The organism is Streptomyces sp. NPDC059668 (assembly GCF_042734135.1).
GTDB lineage: Bacteria > Actinomycetota > Actinomycetes > Streptomycetales > Streptomycetaceae > Streptomyces.
In genome coordinates this window covers 8,227-28,773 of the sequence record NZ_JBHWEL010000029.1, presented here as the reverse complement: position 1 = coordinate 28,773, position 20,547 = coordinate 8,227, and the positions used below count along the sequence as shown (strand labels likewise).

Genomic DNA, 20,547 nt, shown 5'->3' with positions numbered 1-20,547 from the left:
TCCTCCCCACCCCGCGCCCCCTGCGCATAGGCAACGCCTCCGGCTTCTACGGCGACCGCTTCGACGCGATGCGCGAGATGCTCACCGGGGGTCCCCTGGACGTCCTCACCGGCGACTACCTCGCCGAGCTGACGATGCTCATCCTCGGCCGCGACCGTCTGAAGAACCCGGAGGGCGGCTACGCGCGCACCTTCCTGCGGCAGTTGGAGGAGTGCCTCGGCCTCGCGCACGAGCGGGGCGTCCGGGTCGTGGCGAACGCGGGCGGCCTCAACCCCGCCGGACTCGCCGGCGCCGTGCGGGAACTGGCCGGGCGGCTGGGCATCCCCGTACGGGTCGCCCATGTCGAGGGGGACGACCTCACCCGCGCCCACCCCGGCACTCTCGCCGCGCACGCCTACCTCGGCGGTGCCGGGATCGCCGCCTGTCTGCGCGAGGGCACGGACATCGTCGTGACCGGCCGGGTCACGGATGCCGCGCTGGTCACCGGTCCTGCCGTCGCCCACTTCGGCTGGGCCCCGGACGCGTACGACCGCCTCGCGGGCGCCGTCGTCGCCGGGCACGTCCTGGAGTGCGGCACGCAGGCGACCGGCGGCAACTACGCCTTCTTCGGCGACCATCCCGCGGGGCTGCTGCGCCGTCCCGGCTTCCCGCTCGCCGAACTCCACGAGGACGGCACGAGCGTCATCACCAAACACGACGGCACCGGCGGCCTCGTGGACATCGGCACGGTCACGGCGCAGCTCCTGTACGAGACGTCCGGCGCCCGGTACGCGGGCCCCGACGTCACCGCCCGCCTCGACTCGGTGCAGCTCGCCCAGGAGGGTCCCGACCGGGTCCGGATCGCGGGCGTCCGGGGCGAGGCGCCGCCGCCCACCCTCAAGGTCGGCCTCAACCGGCTCGGCGGCTTCCGCAACGAGGTCGTCTTCGTCCTGACCGGGCTGGACATCGAGGCGAAGGCCGCGCTCGTACGGGACCAGATGGAGACCGCGTTCGACGCGGCCAAGTCACGTCCGGCGGAGGTCCGCTGGGAGCTGGCCCGGACCGACCGGGCGGACGCCCCCACCGAGGAGACCGCGAGCGCCCTGCTCCGTCTCGTCGTACGGGACCCCGACCAGGACGCGGTCGGCCGCACGCTCGGCGGGGCGGCCGTGGAACTGGCCCTGGCGAGCTATCCGGGCTTCCACGTCCTCGCGCCGCCCGGAAAGGGCTCGCCGTACGGGGTGTTCGAGGACTCCCGCGTCCCCCAGGACGCCGTGGACCAGGTGGCGGTCCTCCCGGACGGGCGCCGGATGCCGGTGGCCCCGGCCCGCGACACCCTGGCCCTGGAACCGGCGCCGCGGCCCGCCCTGCCCGAGCCGCCGCCCGCCGGGCCGACGCGCCGGGCGCCCCTCGGTCTGGTGGCAGGCGCCCGCAGCGGCGACAAGGGCGGCGACGCCAACGTCGGTGTGTGGGTCCGTACGGACGACGCCTGGCGCTGGCTGGTCCACGAGCTGACGGCCGACCGGTTCCGGAGCCTGATCCCCGAGAGCGGTCGGCTCGACGTCGTCCGCCATGTGCTGCCCAACCTCCGCGCCCTCAACTTCGTCGTCGGGGGGATCCTCGGCGAGGGGGTCGCCGCCCAGCACCGCTTCGACCCCCAGGCCAAGGGCCTCGGCGAATGGCTCCGCTCCCGCCACCTGGACATACCGGAGGCACTCCTGTGACCGTCCTCGCGTCCGCCCTGGACGCCAACAGCCCCGAACACACCGCCCACCGCGACGTCATGCTCGCCAAGCTCGCCGCGCTGGACGCCGAGCACGCCAAGGCGCTCGCGGGCGGTGGCGAGAAGTACGTCGCCCGGCACCGGGAGCGCGGCAAACTGCTCGCCCGCGAGCGCATCGAGCTGCTGCTCGACCCCGACACCCCCTTCCTGGAGCTGTCGCCGCTGGCGGCCTGGGGGAGCGACGCCCCCGCGTACACGGTGGGGGCCTCGCTCGTCACCGGGATCGGGGTCGTCGAGGGCGTGGAGTGCCTGATCACCGCCAACGACCCGACGGTGCGCGGCGGTGCGAGCAACCCGTGGAGCCTGAAGAAGGCGCTGCGGGCCAATGACATCGCCCTCGCCAACCGGCTGCCCTGCATCAGCCTCGTCGAGTCGGGCGGCGCCGATCTGCCGTCCCAGAAGGAGATCTTCATCCCCGGGGGCGCGATCTTCCGCGACCTGACCCGGCTGTCGGCGGCGGGCATCCCGACCGTGGCCGTCGTCTTCGGGAACTCCACCGCCGGCGGCGCGTACGTCCCCGGCATGTCCGACCACGTGATCATGGTGAAGGAGCGGGCGAAGGTCTTCCTGGGCGGCCCGCCGCTGGTGAAGATGGCCACCGGCGAGGAGAGCGACGACGAGTCCCTGGGCGGCGCGGAGATGCACGCGCGCGTGTCGGGTCTCGCCGACTACTTCGCCGTCGACGAACGGGACGCCCTCAGGCAGGCCCGGCGGGTCGTCGCCCGGCTCAACCACCGCAAGGCGTACCCGGACCCGGGACCGGCGGCCCCGCCCAAGTACGACGAGGAGGAGTTGCTGGGGATCGTGCCGGGCGACCTCAGGCACCCCTTCGACCCGCGCGAGGTCATCGCCCGGATCGTCGACGGCTCGGACTTCGACGAGTTCAAGCCCCTCTACGGGACCAGCCTCACCACGGGCTGGGCGACACTGCACGGCTACCCGGTCGGGGTGCTGGCCAACGCCCAGGGGGTGCTCTTCAGCGCCGAGTCGCAGAAGGCCGCCCAGTTCATCCAGCTCGCCAACCAGCGCGACATCCCGCTCCTCTTCCTGCACAACACCACCGGCTACATGGTCGGCAGGGAGTACGAGCAGGGCGGCATCATCAAGCACGGCGCGATGATGATCAACGCGGTGAGCAACAGCCGTGTCCCGCACCTGTCCGTCCTGATGGGCGCCTCCTACGGAGCCGGTCACTACGGGATGTGCGGACGCGCCTACGACCCGCGCTTCCTGTTCTCCTGGCCGAGCGCCAAGTCCGCCGTCATGGGCCCCCAGCAGCTCGCCGGAGTCCTGTCCATCGTCGCCCGGCAGTCGGCGGCGGCCAAGGGACGTCCGTACGACGACGAGGCCGACGCCGCGCTGCGCGCCATGGTGGAGCAGCAGATCGAGTCGGAGTCCCTGCCGATGTTCCTGTCCGGGCGGCTGTACGACGACGGGGTGATCGACCCCCGTGACACCCGCACCGTCCTCGGCCTGTGCCTGTCCGCGATCCACACGGCGCCCTTCGAGGGCGCGCGCGGCGGCTTCGGCGTCTTCCGGATGTGAGGTCCCTCCCCATGATCAGTTCCATCCTTGTGGCCAACCGGGGCGAGATCGCCTGCCGTGTCTTCCGCACCTGCCGGGAGGCCGGCATCCGGACCGTCGCCGTCCACTCGGACGCCGACGAGAACGCCCTGCACGTGCGGGAGGCCGACGCGGCGGTGCGGCTGCCGGGCGCGACACCCGCGCAGACGTACCTCCGCGGCGACCTGGTCGTGAAGGCGGCCCTGAGCGCCGGAGCGGACGCCGTCCACCCCGGATACGGCTTCCTCTCCGAGAACGCGGACTTCGCGCGGGCCGTCCTCGACGCGGGCCTGGTCTGGATCGGGCCGCCGCCCGAGGCGATCGAGGCGATGGCGTCCAAGACCCGCGCCAAGAAGCTGATGGGTCTCGCCCCCCTGGTGGAGGTCACGGCCGGCGACCTTCCGGTGCTGGTCAAGGCGGCCGCGGGCGGCGGCGGGCGCGGTATGCGGATCGTGCGCGAACTGGCCGCTCTGGAAACGGAACTGGAGGCGGCGCGGGCGGAGGCCCTGAGCGCCTTCGGTGACGGCGAGGTCTTCGTCGAGCCGTACGTGGAGGGCGGCCGGCACGTCGAGGTGCAGATCCTCGCCGACACGCACGGCACGGTCTGGGCGCTCGGCACGCGCGACTGCTCGCTCCAGCGGCGCCATCAGAAGGTGATCGAGGAGGCCCCGGCCCCCGGGCTCGGGCAGCCGCTCACCGACACGCTGTACGACCTGTCCGTACGCGCCGCCCGCGCCGTCGACTACGTGGGCGCCGGGACGGTCGAGTTCCTGATCGCGGACGGCACCGCCCACTTCCTGGAGATGAACACCCGCCTCCAGGTCGAACACCCCGTCACCGAGGCGGTGTTCGGGATCGACCTGGTCGCGCTGCAGATCCGGGTCGCCGAGGGCGCCGCGCTCGACGACGCCCCGCCGCCCGCGCGCGGGCACGCGGTCGAGGCCCGTCTGTACGCGGAGGACCCGGCGGCCGTCTGGGCCCCGCAGACCGGCACCCTGCACCGCCTCGCCGTCCCGGACGGTGTCCGTCTGGACTCCGGCTACGGCGACGGCGACCGGATCGGCGTGCACTACGACCCGATGCTCGCCAAGGCCGTAGCCCACGCCCCCACGCGCGCGCAGGCCCTGCGCACCCTGGCGGGTGCCCTGGAGCGGGCGGACATCCACGGCCCGGTCACCAACAGGGATCTGCTCGTACGGTCCCTGCGGCACCCGGAGTTCGCCGAGGGCCGCATGGACACCGGGTTCTACGACCGTCACCTCGCCGTTCTCACGCCGCCCGCCGCCGACCCGTACGCGCCGCTGGCCGCCGCCCTCGCCGACGCGCACGGCCGGTCCCGGTTCGGCGGCTGGCGCAATCTGCCCTCTCAGCCGCAGACCAGGCGCTACCTCATGGCGGGACAGGAGCACGAGGTCCGCTACCAGCACACCCGGGAGGGTCTGGCCGCCGAGGGGGTGCGTGTCGTGAGCGCCGACGCGGCTCTCGTCGTCCTCGAGGCGGACGGTGTGCGGGAGCGGTTCCGGGTGGCACGCCACGGCGACCAGGTGTACGTGAACTCCACCGCCCTCACCGCGCTGCCCCGCTTCCCCGAACCCACCGCCGGTCATGCCCCCGGCTCCCTGCTCGCGCCGATGCCCGGCACGGTGGTCCGGGTGGCCGAGGGCCTCGCCGAAGGCGTCCGGGTGGAGGCCGGCCGGCCCCTGCTGTGGCTGGAGGCGATGAAGATGGAGCACAGGATCTCCGCCCCGGCCGGCGGCACCCTCACCGCCCTGCACGTGGTCCCCGGCCAGCAGGTGGAGATGGGGGCACTGCTGGCGGTCGTGGACGACGACGTGCCCGGATAGGGACCGCGGACCACCGCGCGCTCCGCCACGACCGACCCGCACCTTCCGTACTCAGGAGGCCCGATGAGCCCCGTAACAGAGACCGAAGAGCACCAAGCCCTCCGCGCCGCCGTCGCCGCCCTCGGCCGGCGTTACGGCCGCGACTACCTCACCTGCGCCATCCGCGAGGACCGCCACCCCACCGAACTGTGGGCCGAGGCGGGCAAACTCGGCTACCTCGGCGTGAACCTGCCGGAGGCGTACGGCGGCGGAGGCGGCGGCATCGCCGAACTCTCCCTCGTCCTTGAGGAGTTGGGCGCCGCAGGCTGTCCGCTGTTGATGATGGTCGTGTCTCCGGCGATCTGTGGGACCGTCATCGCCCGCTTCGGCACCGAGGAACAGAAGCGCACCTGGCTGCCCGGCCTCGCCGACGGCACCCGCACCATGGCCTTCGGCATCACCGAACCCGACGCCGGCTCCAACTCGCACCGGATCACCACCACGGCCCGCCGGGACGGCGCGGACTGGCTGCTGAGCGGCCGCAAGGTGTTCATCTCCGGCGTCGACATCGCCGACGCCACCCTGATCGTCGGCCGTACCGAGGACGCCCGGACCGGCAGTCTCAAGCCCTGCCTGTTCATCGTCCCGCGGGACGCGGAGGGCTTCGGCCGGCGTCAGATCGACATGGAACTCCAGAGTGCGGAGAAGCAGTTCGAGCTGACCCTCGACGACGTGCGGCTGCCCGCCGAGGCGCTCGTCGGCGACGAGGACGCGGGTCTGCTCCAGCTCTTCGCCGGGCTCAACCCGGAGCGGGTGATGACGGCCGCGTTCGCGATCGGCATGGGCCGCTTCGCGCTCTCCCGGGCCGTCGAGTACGCCCGTGAGCGCACCGTCTGGAAGGCCCCCATCGGCGCCCACCAGGCCGTCGCCCACCCGCTCGCCCAGGCCCACATAGAGCTCGAACTGGCCCGTCTGATGATGCAGAAGGCGGCCCACCTGTACGACTCCGGGGACGACGTCGCCGCCGGGGAGGCCGCCAACATGGCCAAGTACGCCGCCGGCGAGGCCTGTGTGAAGGCGGTCGACCAGGCCGTGCACACCCTCGGCGGCAACGGACTCACCCGCGAGTTCGGCCTCGCCTCGCTGATCACGGCCTCGCGGGTGGCCCGTATCGCACCGGTCAGCCGGGAGATGATCCTCAACTACGTCTCCCACCAGACCCTGGGTCTGCCCAAGTCGTACTGAGGGCCGCACCGAAGAAGTCCACCGGCCGGGCCGTACCGGCCGGGCGCCACCGGTGGGTCCTCCCACCGGAGAACCCACCGGCCAGTCCTACCAGCGAGCCGCTCCAGGAGGACCCGTGTTCCGCAGCGAGTACGCCGATGTCCCGGCCGTCGAGGAACCCATCCACGAGGCCGTCCTCGGCCGGGCCGCCGAGCGCGCGGACACGCCCGCGCTGGTCGACGGCGTCGACGGCACCACGCTCACCTACGGCCAACTCGACCAGTTCCACCGCCGCCTGGCCGCCGCGTTCGCCGACGCGGGCGTCCGCAAGGGCGACGTTCTCGCCCTGCACAGCCCGAACACCATCGCCTTCCCGACGGTGTTCTACGGCGCCACGCGCGCGGGCGCGTCGGTCACCACCGTCCACCCGCTCGCCACGGCCGAGGAGTTCGCCAAGCAGCTGCGGGACAGCGCCACGAGCTGGATCGTGACCGTCTCGCCCCTCCTGGAGACGGCCCGGCGGGCCGCGCAACTCGCGGGCGGGATACGGGAGATATTCGTCTGCGACAGCGCACCCGGGCACCGGTCGCTGATCGACCTGCTCGGCTCGACCGCACCCGAACCGCGGATCGACATCGACCCCGTGACGGACGTCGCGGCCCTCCCGTACTCCTCCGGGACCACCGGCACACCCAAGGGCGTGATGCTCACCCACCGGTCCATCGCCACCAACCTGGCGCAGCTGGCGCGCTCGGTGCCGATGGACGAGGGGGAGCGCATCCTCGCGGTGCTGCCCTTCTTCCACATCTACGGGCTGACGGCCCTGATGAACGCGCCGCTGCGACAGGGCGCCACCGTCGTCGTGCTGCCCCGGTTCGACCTCGACACGTTCCTCACGGCCATCGAACGGCACCGCATCACGGGCCTGTTCGTGGCCCCGCCGATCGTGCTCGCGCTCGCCAAGCACCCGGCCGTCGCCGGCTACGACCTGTCGTCCCTGAAGTACGTCATCTCCTCCGCCGCGCCCCTGGACGCCCGGCTCGCCGTGGCCTGCGCCGAGCGGCTCGGCATCCCGCCCATCGGTCAGGGCTACGGCATGACGGAACTCTCGCCCTGCACCCACCTGGTCCCGCTGGACGCCGTCGGCGCGCCCCCGGGGACCGTGGGCCGGCTCATCGCGGGCACCGAGATGCGGATCGTCTCCCTCGACGACCCGGACGAGGAACTGGGCGTGGGCGAGGCCGGGGAGATCGTCATCCGGGGGCCTCAGGTGATGAAGGGCTATCTGGGGCGTCCCGACGCCACCGCCGAGATGATCGAACCGGACGGCTGGCTGCACACCGGGGACGTCGGGTACGTGGACGCGGACGGCTGGCTGTTCGTCGTCGACCGGGTCAAGGAACTCATCAAGTACAAGGGCTTCCAGGTCGCGCCGGCCGAGCTGGAGGCGCTCCTGCTGACGCACCCGGGCATCGCGGACGCCGCCGTCGTCGGGGTCTACAACGAGGACAACAACGAGGTCCCGCACGCCCACGTGGTGCGTCAGCGGTCCGCCGCCGAGCTGTCCGAGGGCGAGGTCATGATGTACGTCGCCGAGCGCGTCGCCCCGTACAAACGGGTCCGGGGCGTCACCTTCGTCGACGAGGTGCCGCGGGCCGCCTCCGGGAAGATCCTGCGGCGCGAACTGCGGGACCGGGCGTGAGCGTCGTGCGCGCGGACCACGACCGCGCCGTCGCCACCCTCACCCTCGACTCGCCCGCCAACCGCAACGCCCTGTCGTCGGCGCTCGTGGGCGAACTGGCCCGGGAGCTCACCCGGTGCGGCGAGGACGACGACGTCCGCGCGGTCGTCCTCACCCACACCGGCAACACGTTCAGCGCGGGCGCCGACCTGCGTGACCCGCCGCACCCGGACGCGCTCGTCGGCCTGCTGCGGCAGATCGTCGAGCTGCCCAGACCGGTGGTGGCCCGGGTGACCGGGCACGTCCGGGCGGGCGGTCTCGGTCTGCTGGGCGCCTGCGACATCGCCGTCGCCTCCGGCGAGGCCACGTTCGCCTTCACGGAGGTCCGCATCGGTGTCGCGCCCGCCGTCATCTCCCTCCCCCTGCTGTCCCGCACGGACCCCCGCGCCCTCGCCCGCTACTACCTCACCGGCGAACGGTTCGACGCGGCGGAGGCGGTACGGACCGGACTGCTGACCGCGACGGGCGACGACGCCGACGCGGCTCTCGCCCCCATCCTGGACGGCCTGCGCCGGGCCTCCCCGCAGGGCCTCGCCGAGACGAAACGGCTGCTCACGGCTAAGGTGCTGGAGGCCTTCGACCAGGACGCCGTCGCCCTGACGGCGCTCTCGGCCGAGCTGTTCTCCTCCGTACAGGCCCGCGAGGGGATGACGGCCTTCCTCGAACGACGGGATCCCGCATGGGTGGTGTGAACACGGCGAAGGCCTCGGACGACGCGACGGCCGAGGCGGACCCGGCGGGTGCGCGAGGCTCGGCGGACCCGGAACGCGCGGATCACGCGGACCGTACCGGGCGTGCCGCCGCTCAGGGCCCGCGCGGCTCCCGTCCCGCGCACGTCCCGAAGCAGGACCGCAGCCGGGCCACCCGGCAGCGGCTGCTGGCGGCCGCCGTGGCCTGTCTCGCCGAACGCGGCTGGGCGGGCTCCACGGTCGCCGTCGTCGCGGAGCGCGCCGGTGTCTCCAGGGGCGCGGCCCAGCACCACTTCCCGACCCGCGAGGACCTGTTCACGGCGGCGGTGGAGTACGTCGCCGAGGAGCGTTCCACGGCCCTGCGCGCCCTCTTCCCGGAGGGCGCCGCCGACCGGCGCGCGGTCGTCGCGGCCCTCGTGGACCTCTTCACCGGCCCGCTCTTCCGCGCCGCCCTGCACCTGTGGGTCGCCGCCTCCAACGAGGAGCAGCTCCGCCTCAGGGTCACCGAACTGGAGGCCCGGGTCGGCCGCGAGACCCACCGGATCGCCGTGGACCTGCTGGCCGCGGACGAGTCGCGCCCGGGTGCCCGGGAGACCGTGCAGGGTTTCCTCGACATGTCCCGCGGTCTGGGCCTCGCCAACCTGCTCACGGACGACACGGCACGCCGGGAGCGGGTGGTCGCGCAGTGGGGCGAGATCCTCGACGGCGCACTGGACTGAGCCGGGCCGCCGTCACGGGCTGAGCCGTTCCACCTTCCAGCCGGCGTCCGGCTCCGCCGTGTACCGCAGCCGGTCGTGCAGGCGGTTCTCCCGGCCCTGCCAGAACTCGACGGTCTGCGGGGCGACGCGGAAGCCTCCCCAGTTCGGGGGGACCGGGACCTGCTCGCCCTCGGGGTAGCGGGCGCTCAGCTCCGCGTAGGAGGAGTCGAGCGCGGTGCGGTCGGGGACGACCGAGGACTGGGCGCTGGCCCAGGCGCCGAGCTGGGAGCCGTGCGGGCGGGTACGGAAGTACGCGGCCGTCTCGTCGCGGCCGGTGCGGCGGGCCGTCCCGGTGACGATGACCTGGCGTGCCATCGGGTGCCAGGGGAAGAGCAGCGACACGTACGGGTTGGCGGCCAGCTCACGGGCCTTGCGGGACTCGTAGTTGGTGTAGAAGACGAAGCCCCGCCCGTCGTACTGCTTGAGCAGCACCGTGCGGGAGCTGGGCCGCCCGTCGGCGTCGGCCGTGCACACGACCATCGCGTTCGGTTCGTACACCACGCCCCGCACGGCGGCCTGCGCGGCCTGCCTGAACCAGCGGGCGAACTGGTCCATCGGATGCGGGGCGAGATCGGACTCCACGAGTCCCTCGGCGCGGTAGTGGGCGCGCATCGCGGCGGGGTCGGTGCCGAGTTCCGCCGGGACTCCTTCTCCGGCCTGTTCTTCGGCGGCGGCCTCGGCGGCGCGCTGGACGAGCGGTTCGGCGGATTCATCCGGGTAACGGTCGTTCACGCGGTCATCTTGCCGTACTTCGGCCCCCACTCGGCGGGAGTGGGGTTCATCACTGCGTGGCACTGAGTGCCGCGCGCTCTCCCCAAAGGTGGCACTCGGGGATATCGTGCTGCTGCCGCTCCGGTGGGGTGACCGCCGGCCGCACGGGGCATCACCGGGATACGTACCGGACCACGAGTCCACGAGCCGACCGTGGAACCGGACGTCGACCACCCGTCACCGGCACACGGTTTCCCACGGCACGGTCCATCGCACCACCCGCCCGCAGACCCCCTGTCGAACACATCATGAGGAGCCGCCTGATGTCCGACTTCGTACCCGGACTCGAAGGAGTCGTCGCGTTCGAGACGGAGATCGCCGAACCGGACAAGGAGGGCGGCGCACTCCGGTACCGGGGCGTCGACATCGAGGATCTGGTCGGTCACGTCTCCTTCGGAAACGTCTGGGGACTGCTCGTCGACGGCGCGTTCAACCCCGGACTGCCGCCCGCCGAGCCGTTCCCGATCCCCGTCCATTCGGGTGACATCCGCGTCGACGTCCAGTCCGCGCTCGCCATGCTCGCGCCGGTCTGGGGTCTCAAGCCGCTCCTCGACATCGACGAGGCGCAGGCCCGCGAGGACCTCGCCCGCGCCGCCGTCATGGCCCTCTCGTACGTCGCCCAGTCCGCCCGCGGACAGGGCCGCGCCATGGTCCCGCAGAGCGAGATCGACAAGGCGCACTCGATCGCCGAACGCTTCATGATCCGCTGGCGCGGCGAGCCGGACCCCAGGCACGTGGCCGCCGTGGACGCCTACTGGACGTCCGCCGCCGAGCACGGCATGAACGCCTCCACGTTCACCGCCCGTGTCATCGCGTCGACCGGCGCGGACGTGGCGGCGGCGCTCTCCGGGGCCGTGGGCGCGATGTCGGGACCGCTGCACGGCGGTGCCCCCTCCCGCGTCCTCGGCATGATCGAGGAGATCGAGCGGACCGGCGACGCCGAGGCCTACGTCAGGCAGGCGCTGGACCAGGGCGAACGCCTGATGGGCTTCGGCCACCGCGTCTACCGTGCCGAGGACCCCCGCGCGCGGGTCCTGCGCCGCACCGCCCGCGACCTGGGCGCCCCCCGCTTCGAGGTGGCCGAGGCGCTGGAGAAGGCCGCCCTGGCGGAGCTGCACGCCCGCCGCCCGGACCGGGTCCTGGCGACGAACGTCGAGTTCTGGGCCGCCATCGTCCTCGACTTCGCCGAGGTCCCGGCACACATGTTCACCTCGATGTTCACCTGCGCCCGCACGGCCGGCTGGTCGGCGCACATCCTGGAGCAGAAGCGCACGGGGCGCCTCGTGCGGCCGTCCGCGCACTACGTGGGCCCGGGTCCGCGCGGCCCCCAGGAGATCAAGGGCTACGAGCGCATCGCCCACTGAGCCCGGCTTCCGGGGCCGCCGGTCGTCACGCGGGCGTGAGCAGCTCCGCGTGATGACGGGCGGCGGCCAGCGGGTGGGCCCGCAGCTTGCCCTTCAGCTCGTTGTACCCGTACTCGGCGAAGAGCGGGTTCGTCGGGTCGTCGGTGATCCCGGGCGCGGCGGACGCGTGCGGGAAGGCCAGCGGCTCGACACGGGCGTCGAGGCGCGGGTTGTAGAAGAAGGGCACGGAGAACCGCTCGGTGGCGCCGGGCGGGCTGACCACCCGGTGGTTCGTGGCGAGCAGATAGCCGTTGGTGGCGACCTCCAGCAGCTCGCCCAGGTTGACCACGAACGCCCCCGGCAGCGGGGGCACGTCGTGGAAGAGACCGTCCGCACGCTGCACCTGGAGGCCGCCCACCGTGTCCTGGAGCAGCAGCGTCAGGAACCCGTAGTCCTTGTGCGCGCCCACGCCCTGGCCGGCGCCGTCCCCCGCGCTCCCCGGATACCGCACGAGCTTCAGATGCGGGTGGGCCCGCTCCCCGAAGATCGGCTCGTAGAAGTCGGCGGGCGCTCCGATGGCGGTGAGCAGCTCGCGCAGCAGCCGTGCCGCGACCGCGCCGAGGCGGTCGATCCAGGCGAGGGCTGCGGTCCGCAGTTCCGGCAGCGCGGCGGGCCACTGGTTCGGGCCCTGAAGCCACCAGTAGGCGGGCTCGCCCGCGCGGGGTGTCCGGGCGGGCCGCTCGGCGCCTATGTCCAGCTGGTCCCGCCAGTCCTGGCTGCCGCCCGTGCGCTCGTCGCCGGTGCGTGTGTAACCGCGGAAGTGCGGCGAGCCGACGTTGTCGAGGGCGAGCCGGTCGGCCTCGGGCAGCGCGAAGAAGCGGTGCATGGCGCGGAGCAGGGCGTCGGTCTCGGCAGGGCTCACCCCGTGCCCGACGAGCTGGAAGAAGCCCACGTCGTGGGCGGCGCTGTGCAGCTGCGCGTGCAGGAGGGCGCGGGCCTGGGGACCGCGGTCCGCCGCGGAGAGGTCGATGATCGGGAGCTGCTGGTACGGCGAGGGAGACGGGTACGTCGTCATGAGGTGCGTCCGCGGGGTGTACGGGGTGCCCGCGGGGGCCGCCGGGGATGGGGCGGGGGCCACGGGTGCCGAAGGAGAGAGGTGAGGGGCGAGGTCAGGCGCTGGGCCGACAGCCCATGCTCGTGACGCGCACGTAGTCCACGTGTCGGCGTCGAACGAGCATCGGAAGCATGGCCCAAGAGTACTGCGGACCCTCACAAACGTATGTGTGTCACGTCACACATCCCGCACGACGCAGGCGACCCGCGAGTTCGGGTCCCTCCGCCTCGCGGCGGAGGAGCCGGCCGGACGTACCGGCGAACTCGCGGGTCGGGTGACTGCTGGAGATTGGGCCGGCTGCGCGCTGCTTCACGCGCGGGTCCGGCACCGCACTGGATGTGGTGACGGGCCGCTAGCCCGCAGCCACCTCACGCGTCCGGTTTGGATACATCTGCCGAACCACCTCCTCTCTCGTGTGCACCACACCTTAGGAACGGATCGCGAACCGCTCAACTGTTTTTTTCCGAGCGGTCCGCGGCCCCTGGGACGGGTGGGACGGAATTCCCGGCGCGCAATGATTTCGTCCAATCTTCGGGGAATCAGGTGTGGGCTGGGTCACGTTCGAGTTGAATGACAGCCAGTGAGTGAACTGTCTCGCCGTACGTGCGGACGCAGCCTGCAGGGGGTCCAGGTGAGTGCTTCCCGGCGTAGTGGGACCACCGATGAGCTGGGGCCGGACGAGCCCGAGCCGGGTGGTTCGGATCTGCTTGCCGCGCTGCTGGACGGGATGGACGCGGCCCTGTGCGCGTTCGACGCCGACGGGGTCGTCACCCATTGGAACCGGGAGGCCGAGCGGATTCTCGGCTGGACCGCCGCCGAGGCCGTGGGGCGGCGCGGATTCGCCGGGTGGGCCGTGCGGACCGCGGACGCCGAGGAGGTCGAGGGGCGGCTGCTGTCCGCGATGGAGGCCCCGGGCCGGCAGGTGAACGAGTTCGCCCTGTTGACCAAGGACGGCGGGCGGGTGCTCGTCCGGACCCAGTCCGCCGCCGTGCGCGGGCCCGACGGCAAGCCCGCGGGGGTGTACTGCGCCTTCAGCGAGGTGCACGCGCAGATCGATCTCGAACGGTCCATCGCCCTGAGCGAGGCGCTGTTCGAGGACGCCAGCTGGGGCGTGGTGCTGGTCGACGCGGACCTGCGGCCCGCCGTGGTCAACGCCCACGCGGCCCGTGCCCTGGGGACGGGCCGTACGGCGGTGCTCGGGCGGCCCCTCGGAGAGTTGCTGTCGCAGGGTGTCGAGGAGCTGGAGAGCGCGCTCACCCATGTGCTCGCCGAGGGCGCGCCGCCGGCGCCCGCCGAGATGTGGGTGAGCGTGCGCTCGGCGGAGGGCGGGAAGCGGCGGTGCTGGCGCAGCGGCTTCGTGCGGCTCGCCTCGCCGCTCACGGAGGAGCCGGTCCCGCTCGGTGTCGGGTGGCTCTTCCAGGACGTGACGGAGGCCAGGCAGACCGAGCAGGAGGCGGCGCTGCTGCGCTTCCGGGCCAATCAGCTGCACCGGGCGGCGCGGGCCGCCGCCGAGTGCGAGGACCCGGGCGAGGCGGCCACCGTCCATCTGGACTTCTCGCTCGCCGGGTTCGCCGACCACGCGCTGATCGACCGGGTGGCGGGTGGCCCGGTGGCCGACGGCGAAGGACCCGTGCGGCTCGTACGGGCCACCGCCACGCCGGCCGGGGCGCCGGGGCCGAGTCTGCCGGCCGGGAAGGCCGGGCTGCCCGTGCGGTACGCCGAGGGGCATCCCGCGTTGCAGTGCGTGGAGCGGGCCGGGTCCGTGCGGGCCAGCTCCGCCGAGAGCGCGCCCGAGCGGACGCGCGAGTGGGCGGCGGCCCGCCAGTGGCCGGCGGACTCGGTGCACGCCCTGTGCGCGGTGCTGCGCAGCCGGGGGCGGACGCTGGGCGTCGTGACGTTTCTTCGCGGGGCGGGGCGCAGCCAGTTCGAGCGCGCGGACGCCACGTACGCGGAGGACGTGGCCGTACGGATCGCCATGGCGCTGGACCTGGAGGGGCTGGTGGAGCGGCCGTAGGCGCCGCGCGAGGGCCTCGGGGCCGCGTACGCCGAGCGGCCGGGAGGCACGGGGCGGGGGCGGCACACGGCGCCGCGGCGGTGGGTGCCGGGCAGGTGTGACGGCCCGGCGCCGGTGTCCGGGCCGGGCGGCTCAGCGCCGGTAGAAGATCCGGTCCCCGTACTCCGTCATCACGCGGCCGTTCCACTCGTGGCCGCCGTCCACGTTGCCCGAGCGCAGCAGCGGCGGCTCGATGCCGCGGCCGGCCAGCGCGCCCGCGGCGGTGGCCATGACGGCCTGGAGCAGGGCGGAGGTGACGACCGTGGAGGCGGGGGCGAAGGGGGCCTCGATGGCGTCCAGGGTCAGTTCCGCGTCCCCGACCGCGATCTTCGAGTCGAGGACGATGTCGCAGTGGTCCTTCAGATACGTGCCCGAGACGTGCCGGGACGTCGTCTCCGAGGCGTAGGCGACCGAGGTGACCCCGATGACCTTCACGCCGAGCGCGCGGGCGTTCATGGCCATCTCGACGGGCAGCGCGTTGCGGCCCGACAGGGAGATGATCACGAGCAGGTCGCCGGAGCGGAGGGGGCTGCAGTCCAGGACCGCGCTCGCGAGGCCGTCGACCCGTTCCAGCGCGGAGCCCAGCGTCGCCGGCATGACGTCGACGCCGACCACGCCCGGCACGGTGAGCAGGTTCATCAGGGCGAGACCGCCCGCGCGGTAGACGACGTCCTGCGCCGCGAGCGAGGAGTGGCCGGCGCCGAAGGCGAACAGCCGGCCGCCTTCCGTGACGGTGTCGGCGATCAGGGCGCCGGCCGCCTCGACGTCCTCGGCGCACTCGTCCCGCACCCGCTGCAGCAGGCCGATCGCGGCGTCGAAGAACTGCCCGGCCAGCTTGCTGTCGCTCATCGGCGAAGCCCCTTCGAAGTCGCGTCGGCGCAGGGCCGGCGAGCGGTCGGACCGGCGGCCCGGTACAGCCGTACCCCCGTCGTGTCGCGGATCACGTTGCGGTCTGGACCACTGCCGTGTCAATACGCCCCGCGCGAGCGACACTGGGCGCAGGGCCGCCGACGCGCGGCCCGACGGCGGAGCCGCCCGGCCGCGGACGACCACCCCGCGCGGGGCGCCGCACACCCGTGGACGGCGCCCGAACCCGGACGTCCGTCCGGGCGTCGGCCGTATCCGGTCCGGCCGGGCCCCGGGCCGCGTCGCCGCGGAGGTACTCGTCATCGTGCGGTTCCCCCGGCGAGGCACGGTTGTCGGTGGTATGCGTCAGAATTGAGTTCAGGGCCAGCGCACAAGCCGGTGAGCCACCGAGCCTCCGGCAGAGCTAATCGAGGGGCACGTATGTCCGGACTGATCGACACCACGGAGATGTATCTCCGCACCATCCTCGAGCTGGAGGAGGAAGGCGTGGTCCCCATGCGCGCCCGGATCGCCGAGCGGCTCGACCAGAGCGGACCCACGGTCAGCCAGACGGTGGCGCGCATGGAGCGCGACGGTCTGGTGGCGGTCGCCAGCGACCGGCACCTGGAGCTCACGGACGAGGGCCGCCGCCTGGCCACCCGGGTGATGCGCAAGCACCGCCTGGCCGAGTGCCTGCTCGTCGACGTGATCGGCCTGGAGTGGGAGCAGGTGCACGCCGAGGCCTGCCGCTGGGAGCACGTGATGAGCGAGGCCGTGGAGCGGCGCGTCCTGGAGCTGCTGCGCCACCCGACCGAGTCGCCGTACGGCAACCCGATCCCCGGCCTGGAGGAGCTCGGCGAGAAGGACGGCGCCGACCCGTTCCTGGACGAGGGCATGGTGTCGCTGGCCGAGCTCGACCCGGGCCTGGACGGCAAGACCGTCGTCGTGCGCCGGATCGGCGAACCCATCCAGACGGACGCGCAGCTGATGTACACCCTGCGCCGGGCCGGCGTGCAGCCCGGCTCCGTGGTGAGCGTGACGGAGTCGGCGGGCGGCGTGCTCGTCGGCAGCGGCGGCGAGGCGGCCGAGCTGGAGTCGGACGTCGCGTCCCACGTGTTCGTCGCGAAGCGCTGACGCACGACGGACGGCGCCGTTCCGTACGGAGCGCCGGCGTCCGGTGTTCGTGGGCGGACGCCGACACCTCGGTGCGCGTCCCCCCGGCCCTGAGCCCGCGAGGGGCAGCCCCCGGGCGCGGGCCGCGGGGCCCGGCTCCGGCCGGACCCCGGGGTCCGCTCCCGGGGGCTCGCCGGGCAGGGCCGAAACCCCCGGCCCACGGGCCCGCAGGGCCCCGGCAGGACCTCGCGCCGGGCACCTGCCCGGTCGGTCCGGGCATGTCAACTCCCGGGACGGCAGAGGCAGTTGTGATGCCTGCGCCGCTTCGTCGAAACCAAGATTCAGTGTGCCGAATCGCAGCGGCGAGACCATTTGCGTGCGAGGCTGTCGCGTGAGGCATATGACCTGAGGGCTCTTGACCGTGTCCGAGAGGGATGTCGCGCGGTCGGGGAGGGGACGGGGAGGATGTGCCGCAGACAGGGAGAGGGCCCCGGCACCAGTTGGCGCCGGGGCCTGTCCTCCCCTGTGCTGACCCGGAGCCCCGAGCTCCCAGGGTCATCCCCTTCGGACCGTTGTCCCCGAGCGGTCCGCCTCCCGCTGAAGATCTCCCCTCGGCAGCGGCGGTCAATCCCCGGACGTGGTCACTCGAACGAGGGGTGTTGTCGCCGAGCGGGCTATTTTCGAATGCCTATTCGATAATGTGGCGGCGTACGACGGGGGTACCGGGTACACGGAGAGCGGCACAGGGAGCGGCACGCCGGCGGTGTCGGCACATCGGCGGTGACGGTGGCACGACAGCGGCAGGAAGCGGCACGGAGCGGTACGAGGGACCGGCGGGCTCCGGTGGGGGCGGCCGGTCCGAGCGAGCTAGGGGGGTGCCAGACCTATGGTGCGGCGCATCGACGTGACAGGCGCGGGCGGCCTACGCCTGGCCGCGTGGGAGTTCGCCGACTCTCCCGAGAACGATCCCCCGACGGGCCCACCGGCCCCCGGGGTGCTGTTACTGCACGGCCTCATGGGCCGCGCCTCGCACTGGACCTCCACCGCCCGCTGGCTCTCCGAGCGGCACCGTGTCGTCGCGCTCGACCAGCGCGGCCACGGCCAGAGCGACAAGGCGCCGCAGGAGGGCTACACCCGCGAGGCGTACGTCGAGGACGCCGAGGCCGCCCTCGAACAGCTGGGTCTCGGACCGGCCGTCCTCGTCGGTCACGCCATGGGCGCGCTGACCGCCTGGCAGCTCGCCGCCAAGCGCCCCGACCTCGTCCGCGGGCTGGTCGTCTGCGACATGCGGGCATCGGCGCTGGGCGCCGCGTCGCAGCGGGAGTGGGAGCACTGGTTCAAAGCCTGGCCGATGCCGTTCGGCACGCTCGCCGACGTACGGAAGTGGTTCGGCGAGGACGACCCCTGGGTGGAGCGCCCCACCCCGTCCCGCGGTGAGTTCTACGCCGAGGTGATGCACGAGACGGCCGACGGCTGGCGGCCCGTCTTCGAACCCGAGCAGATGCTGAAGTCCCGTGAGACCTGGGTGTACGACGCCCACTGGGAGGAGCTCGCCCAGGTCCGGTGCCCCGCCCTGGTCGTCAGGGGCCTGGACGGCGAGCTCGGCCGGGCCGAGTCCCAGGAGATGGTCCGCGTCCTGCCGCACGGCCGGTACGCCGAGGTGACCGACGCCGGACATCTCGTGCACTACGACCGGCCACAGGCCTGGCGCACCGCGATCGAGCCGTTCCTCGACGGTGTCCTCACCGGCTGACCGGGAACCCGGGCGCCCGGCCCGCGCGCCCCTGGGGCGTGTCGGCGAAGCCGCGCCCGCCCGCCGGGCGGACGACGGGACCTCACGGGACGCCCGGGCTCATCCCTTGCTCACCGCCGCCAGGATCTCCGGCAGCCGCCGGGCCGTGCGTGGCGCGGCCATCCGCAGGCCCAGCAGCGCGAGCAACGCCCCGTACGCGGCCCCCAGCGGCAGCGGCAGCCAGCTCCACCGGTCCCCGTCCGCCGTCACGTTCACCCAGATCGTGAGGGCGATGACGGGAGAGCTCAGCAGCGCCGCCGAGACCATGCCGCCGAAGATGGAGATCCAGGCGAGACCCGCCTGCCCGGGAGCCACGTTCTTGTAGCCCTCCTGCGGGATCGAGTACGGGAAGCGGGCCGACGACCACGCGCCGGTGGCCAGCATCGCGCCGAGCAGCGCGAAGGACAGCCCCAGCACCTCGGGCAGCCGGGTCCAGTCGCCGAGCAGGGCGGTCGTCAGGACGGTCACGACCGTCGCGTACGGCAGGGTGATCACCAGCAGCGCCAGCGCCCGCCCGCGCAGTTCGACATACGCGTCGCGCGGGGACGAGATCGTCATCGCGACCATCCAGAACGCGGACGTGTCCTGCCCGAACTGGTTGTACATCTGGATCCCGAGCATCCCGGCCGCGAAGCACGCGAAGTAGACCGAGCCGGTGCCCTGCAACGCGTTGAACACGGGCACGATCAGACCGATGGCCAGCGAGGTCACCCACGCCGCCTTCGTCTTCGGGTCCCGCCACACGTACCGCAGGCTGCGCTCCATGACCGTCCCGGTGCGTCCCGACGGCAGCAGCCGGCCGAGCGCCGACGGACCCTTCTCCCGGGCGGGCTCCGCGGCCCGCAGTGTCGAGCCGTCCGGTGAGGTCATCAGGCGGGTCAGATGCCGCGACCACAGCGCCAGCAGCCCCGCCAGCGCGGCCACGCCCAGCGCCAGTTGAACGGCCCCGGCCCCGTACGCGCCCTCGCTCACCGAGTCCACCGCGCCGATCGCCGACGCCGGCGGCACCCACCGCAGCACGTCCGCCACCGGGTCGAGCTCCGCGAGACCGCCCGCCGAACCGAGCCGCTGCGCACCGAAGTTGACCAGCTGCGCGCCGACCGCGATCACCAGCCCGCTGAGCACCGCGAGATCGCGGCCCCTGCGGCTGGACAGCAGCCGGATGTTGGCGGCGGCGACGGCGCGCGCGAGGGCCACGCAGACGAGCAGCGCCACGGCCACGGCGACGACGGCGGTCACGCAGGCCGCCGTGCCGTGCGCCACCGAGACGACGGACCCGACGAGCAGGCAGAGCGTGAACAGCGGTCCGATGCCGACCAGCGAGGCCGCGAGCAGCGCCCTGACGAGCGGCCGCGGCCGCAGCGGCAGCATGACCAGCCGGGTCGGGTCGAGCGTCTCGTCGCCGCTCGGGAAGAACAGCGGCATCACCGCCCAGCCGAGCGCCAGGACCACCACGAGCGGAACGGTGACGGAGACGGCGTGCGGGTTGCCGCGCAGGGCGATCAGGCCCAGCAGCTGGAGGGCGGCGAAGAGCAGGACGAGCACGACCGAGGTGAGGTAGGCGGCCCGCCGGCCGCCCGACTGCCGCAGCCCGTTGCGCAGGAGCGACAGCTTCAGCCGTACGACGACCGGGGTGATCGACGTGGCGGAGGCGGGCGAGGAGGGGTTCGCCGGGGCGTTCGGGGCGGTGCTCGCGGGGCTGCTCGCCGGGGTGCTCATCGTGCGCCGCCGCCCAGCCAGTCCAGGTCGGCTCCGGGCGTGCGGCCGTGCGCGCCGACGAGTTCGAGGAAGGCCTGCTGGAGCGAGGGCGCGTCGCCGCGGACCTCCGCGAGCGGGCCGTGGGGGGGGGGGGGGCCCCCCCCCCATAACGCCCCACCAACCCACAACCAAACCCCCCGATACAAAAAGAGGGGGGTGTAAAAAAAACAAGCGCCCCCACCCCAGTTACACACCCA

15 protein-coding genes and 1 pseudogene are annotated in these 20,547 nt (G+C 73.3%); 11 read left to right on the top strand and 5 right to left on the bottom strand.

Annotated features, from left to right (window positions below; translation table 11 throughout):
- Positions 1 to 68 precede the first annotated feature (68 nt).
- From ACFV2J_RS21740 to ACFV2J_RS21710, 7 genes are all read left to right on the top strand, one after another.
- Positions 69 to 1,703 carry an acyclic terpene utilization AtuA family protein gene (locus ACFV2J_RS21740; RefSeq protein WP_385086999.1) on the top strand — a complete coding sequence of 545 codons (1,635 nt, stop codon included), beginning with the start codon at positions 69 to 71 and terminating at the stop codon, positions 1,701 to 1,703.
- Positions 1,700 to 3,307 carry an acyl-CoA carboxylase subunit beta gene (locus ACFV2J_RS21735; protein ID WP_385086990.1) on the top strand — a complete coding sequence of 536 codons (1,608 nt, stop codon included), beginning with the start codon at positions 1,700 to 1,702 and terminating at the stop codon, positions 3,305 to 3,307. Before ACFV2J_RS21740 ends, ACFV2J_RS21735 begins: the two co-directional genes overlap by 4 nt.
- An 11-nt stretch (positions 3,308 to 3,318) precedes the next feature.
- Positions 3,319 to 5,169, top strand: a complete 1,851-nt coding sequence (locus ACFV2J_RS21730) for an acetyl/propionyl/methylcrotonyl-CoA carboxylase subunit alpha (protein ID WP_385440068.1) — start codon at positions 3,319 to 3,321, stop codon at positions 5,167 to 5,169.
- A gap of 63 nt (positions 5,170 to 5,232) precedes the next feature.
- Positions 5,233 to 6,393 (top strand): acyl-CoA dehydrogenase family protein, encoded by a 1,161-nt coding sequence (locus tag ACFV2J_RS21725; protein ID WP_385086984.1) that lies wholly within the window; start codon positions 5,233 to 5,235, stop codon positions 6,391 to 6,393.
- 115 nt (positions 6,394 to 6,508) lie between these two features.
- Positions 6,509 to 8,074 carry a 4-coumarate--CoA ligase family protein gene (locus ACFV2J_RS21720; protein ID WP_385086981.1) on the top strand — a complete coding sequence of 522 codons (1,566 nt, stop codon included), beginning with the start codon at positions 6,509 to 6,511 and terminating at the stop codon, positions 8,072 to 8,074.
- Entirely contained in the window at positions 8,071 to 8,805 is a 735-nt protein-coding gene (locus ACFV2J_RS21715) for an enoyl-CoA hydratase family protein (RefSeq protein ID WP_385086978.1), read from the top strand. Before ACFV2J_RS21720 ends, ACFV2J_RS21715 begins: the two co-directional genes overlap by 4 nt.
- Positions 8,793 to 9,521 (top strand): TetR/AcrR family transcriptional regulator, encoded by a 729-nt coding sequence (locus ACFV2J_RS21710; RefSeq protein WP_385086976.1) that lies wholly within the window; start codon positions 8,793 to 8,795, stop codon positions 9,519 to 9,521. Before ACFV2J_RS21715 ends, ACFV2J_RS21710 begins: the two co-directional genes overlap by 13 nt.
- 12 nt (positions 9,522 to 9,533) lie before the next feature.
- Here ACFV2J_RS21710 and pdxH read toward each other — a convergent pair whose 3' ends face one another.
- Positions 9,534 to 10,172: a pyridoxamine 5'-phosphate oxidase gene (gene pdxH / locus ACFV2J_RS21705; protein ID WP_385086996.1), complete on the bottom strand. Its 639-nt coding sequence runs from the start codon at positions 10,170 to 10,172 to the stop codon at positions 9,534 to 9,536.
- A gap of 422 nt (positions 10,173 to 10,594) precedes the next feature.
- Here pdxH and ACFV2J_RS21700 point away from each other — a divergent pair, with 422 nt between their 5' ends.
- On the top strand, positions 10,595 to 11,695 hold the full coding sequence (locus tag ACFV2J_RS21700) for a citrate synthase 2 (protein WP_385086973.1): 1,101 nt from the start codon (positions 10,595 to 10,597) through the stop codon (positions 11,693 to 11,695).
- Positions 11,696 to 11,720: 25 nt separating this feature from the next.
- Here the strand turns inward: ACFV2J_RS21700 and ACFV2J_RS21695 are convergent, their stop codons facing one another.
- A complete protein-coding gene (locus ACFV2J_RS21695; protein WP_385086970.1) occupies positions 11,721 to 12,749 on the bottom strand; it encodes an isopenicillin N synthase family dioxygenase in 1,029 nt (342 codons plus the stop codon).
- A gap of 670 nt (positions 12,750 to 13,419) precedes the next feature.
- Here ACFV2J_RS21695 and ACFV2J_RS21690 point away from each other — a divergent pair.
- Entirely contained in the window at positions 13,420 to 14,802 is a 1,383-nt protein-coding gene (locus ACFV2J_RS21690; RefSeq protein ID WP_385440063.1) for a PAS domain-containing protein, read from the top strand.
- A gap of 132 nt (positions 14,803 to 14,934) precedes the next feature.
- On the opposite strand, the gene ACFV2J_RS21685 is transcribed toward ACFV2J_RS21690, so the two are convergent.
- The gene (locus ACFV2J_RS21685; RefSeq protein ID WP_385086964.1) at positions 14,935 to 15,690 is read right to left on the bottom strand and encodes an SIS domain-containing protein; all 756 of its coding nucleotides are present in this window, start codon (positions 15,688 to 15,690) and stop codon (positions 14,935 to 14,937) included.
- Between the two features lie 438 nt (positions 15,691 to 16,128).
- On the opposite strand from ACFV2J_RS21685, the gene ACFV2J_RS21680 reads away from it, so the two are divergent.
- Both ACFV2J_RS21680 and ACFV2J_RS21675 read left to right on the top strand, forming a co-directional pair.
- Positions 16,129 to 16,821: a metal-dependent transcriptional regulator gene (locus ACFV2J_RS21680; RefSeq protein WP_148008965.1), complete on the top strand. Its 693-nt coding sequence runs from the start codon at positions 16,129 to 16,131 to the stop codon at positions 16,819 to 16,821.
- Between the two features lie 865 nt (positions 16,822 to 17,686).
- Positions 17,687 to 18,553, top strand: a complete 867-nt coding sequence (locus ACFV2J_RS21675) for an alpha/beta fold hydrolase (protein ID WP_385088778.1) — start codon at positions 17,687 to 17,689, stop codon at positions 18,551 to 18,553.
- A gap of 99 nt (positions 18,554 to 18,652) precedes the next feature.
- Here ACFV2J_RS21675 and ACFV2J_RS21670 read toward each other — a convergent pair whose 3' ends face one another.
- Complete coding sequence (locus ACFV2J_RS21670) at positions 18,653 to 20,311, bottom strand: transporter (RefSeq protein ID WP_385088776.1); 1,659 nt, start codon at positions 20,309 to 20,311, stop codon at positions 18,653 to 18,655.
- Positions 20,308 to 20,436, bottom strand: a pseudogene (locus tag ACFV2J_RS21665) (ABC transporter ATP-binding protein); the annotation flags it as partial. The pseudogene ACFV2J_RS21665 and the gene ACFV2J_RS21670, both read right to left, overlap by 4 nt.
- Between the last annotated feature and the right edge of the window lie 111 nt (positions 20,437 to 20,547).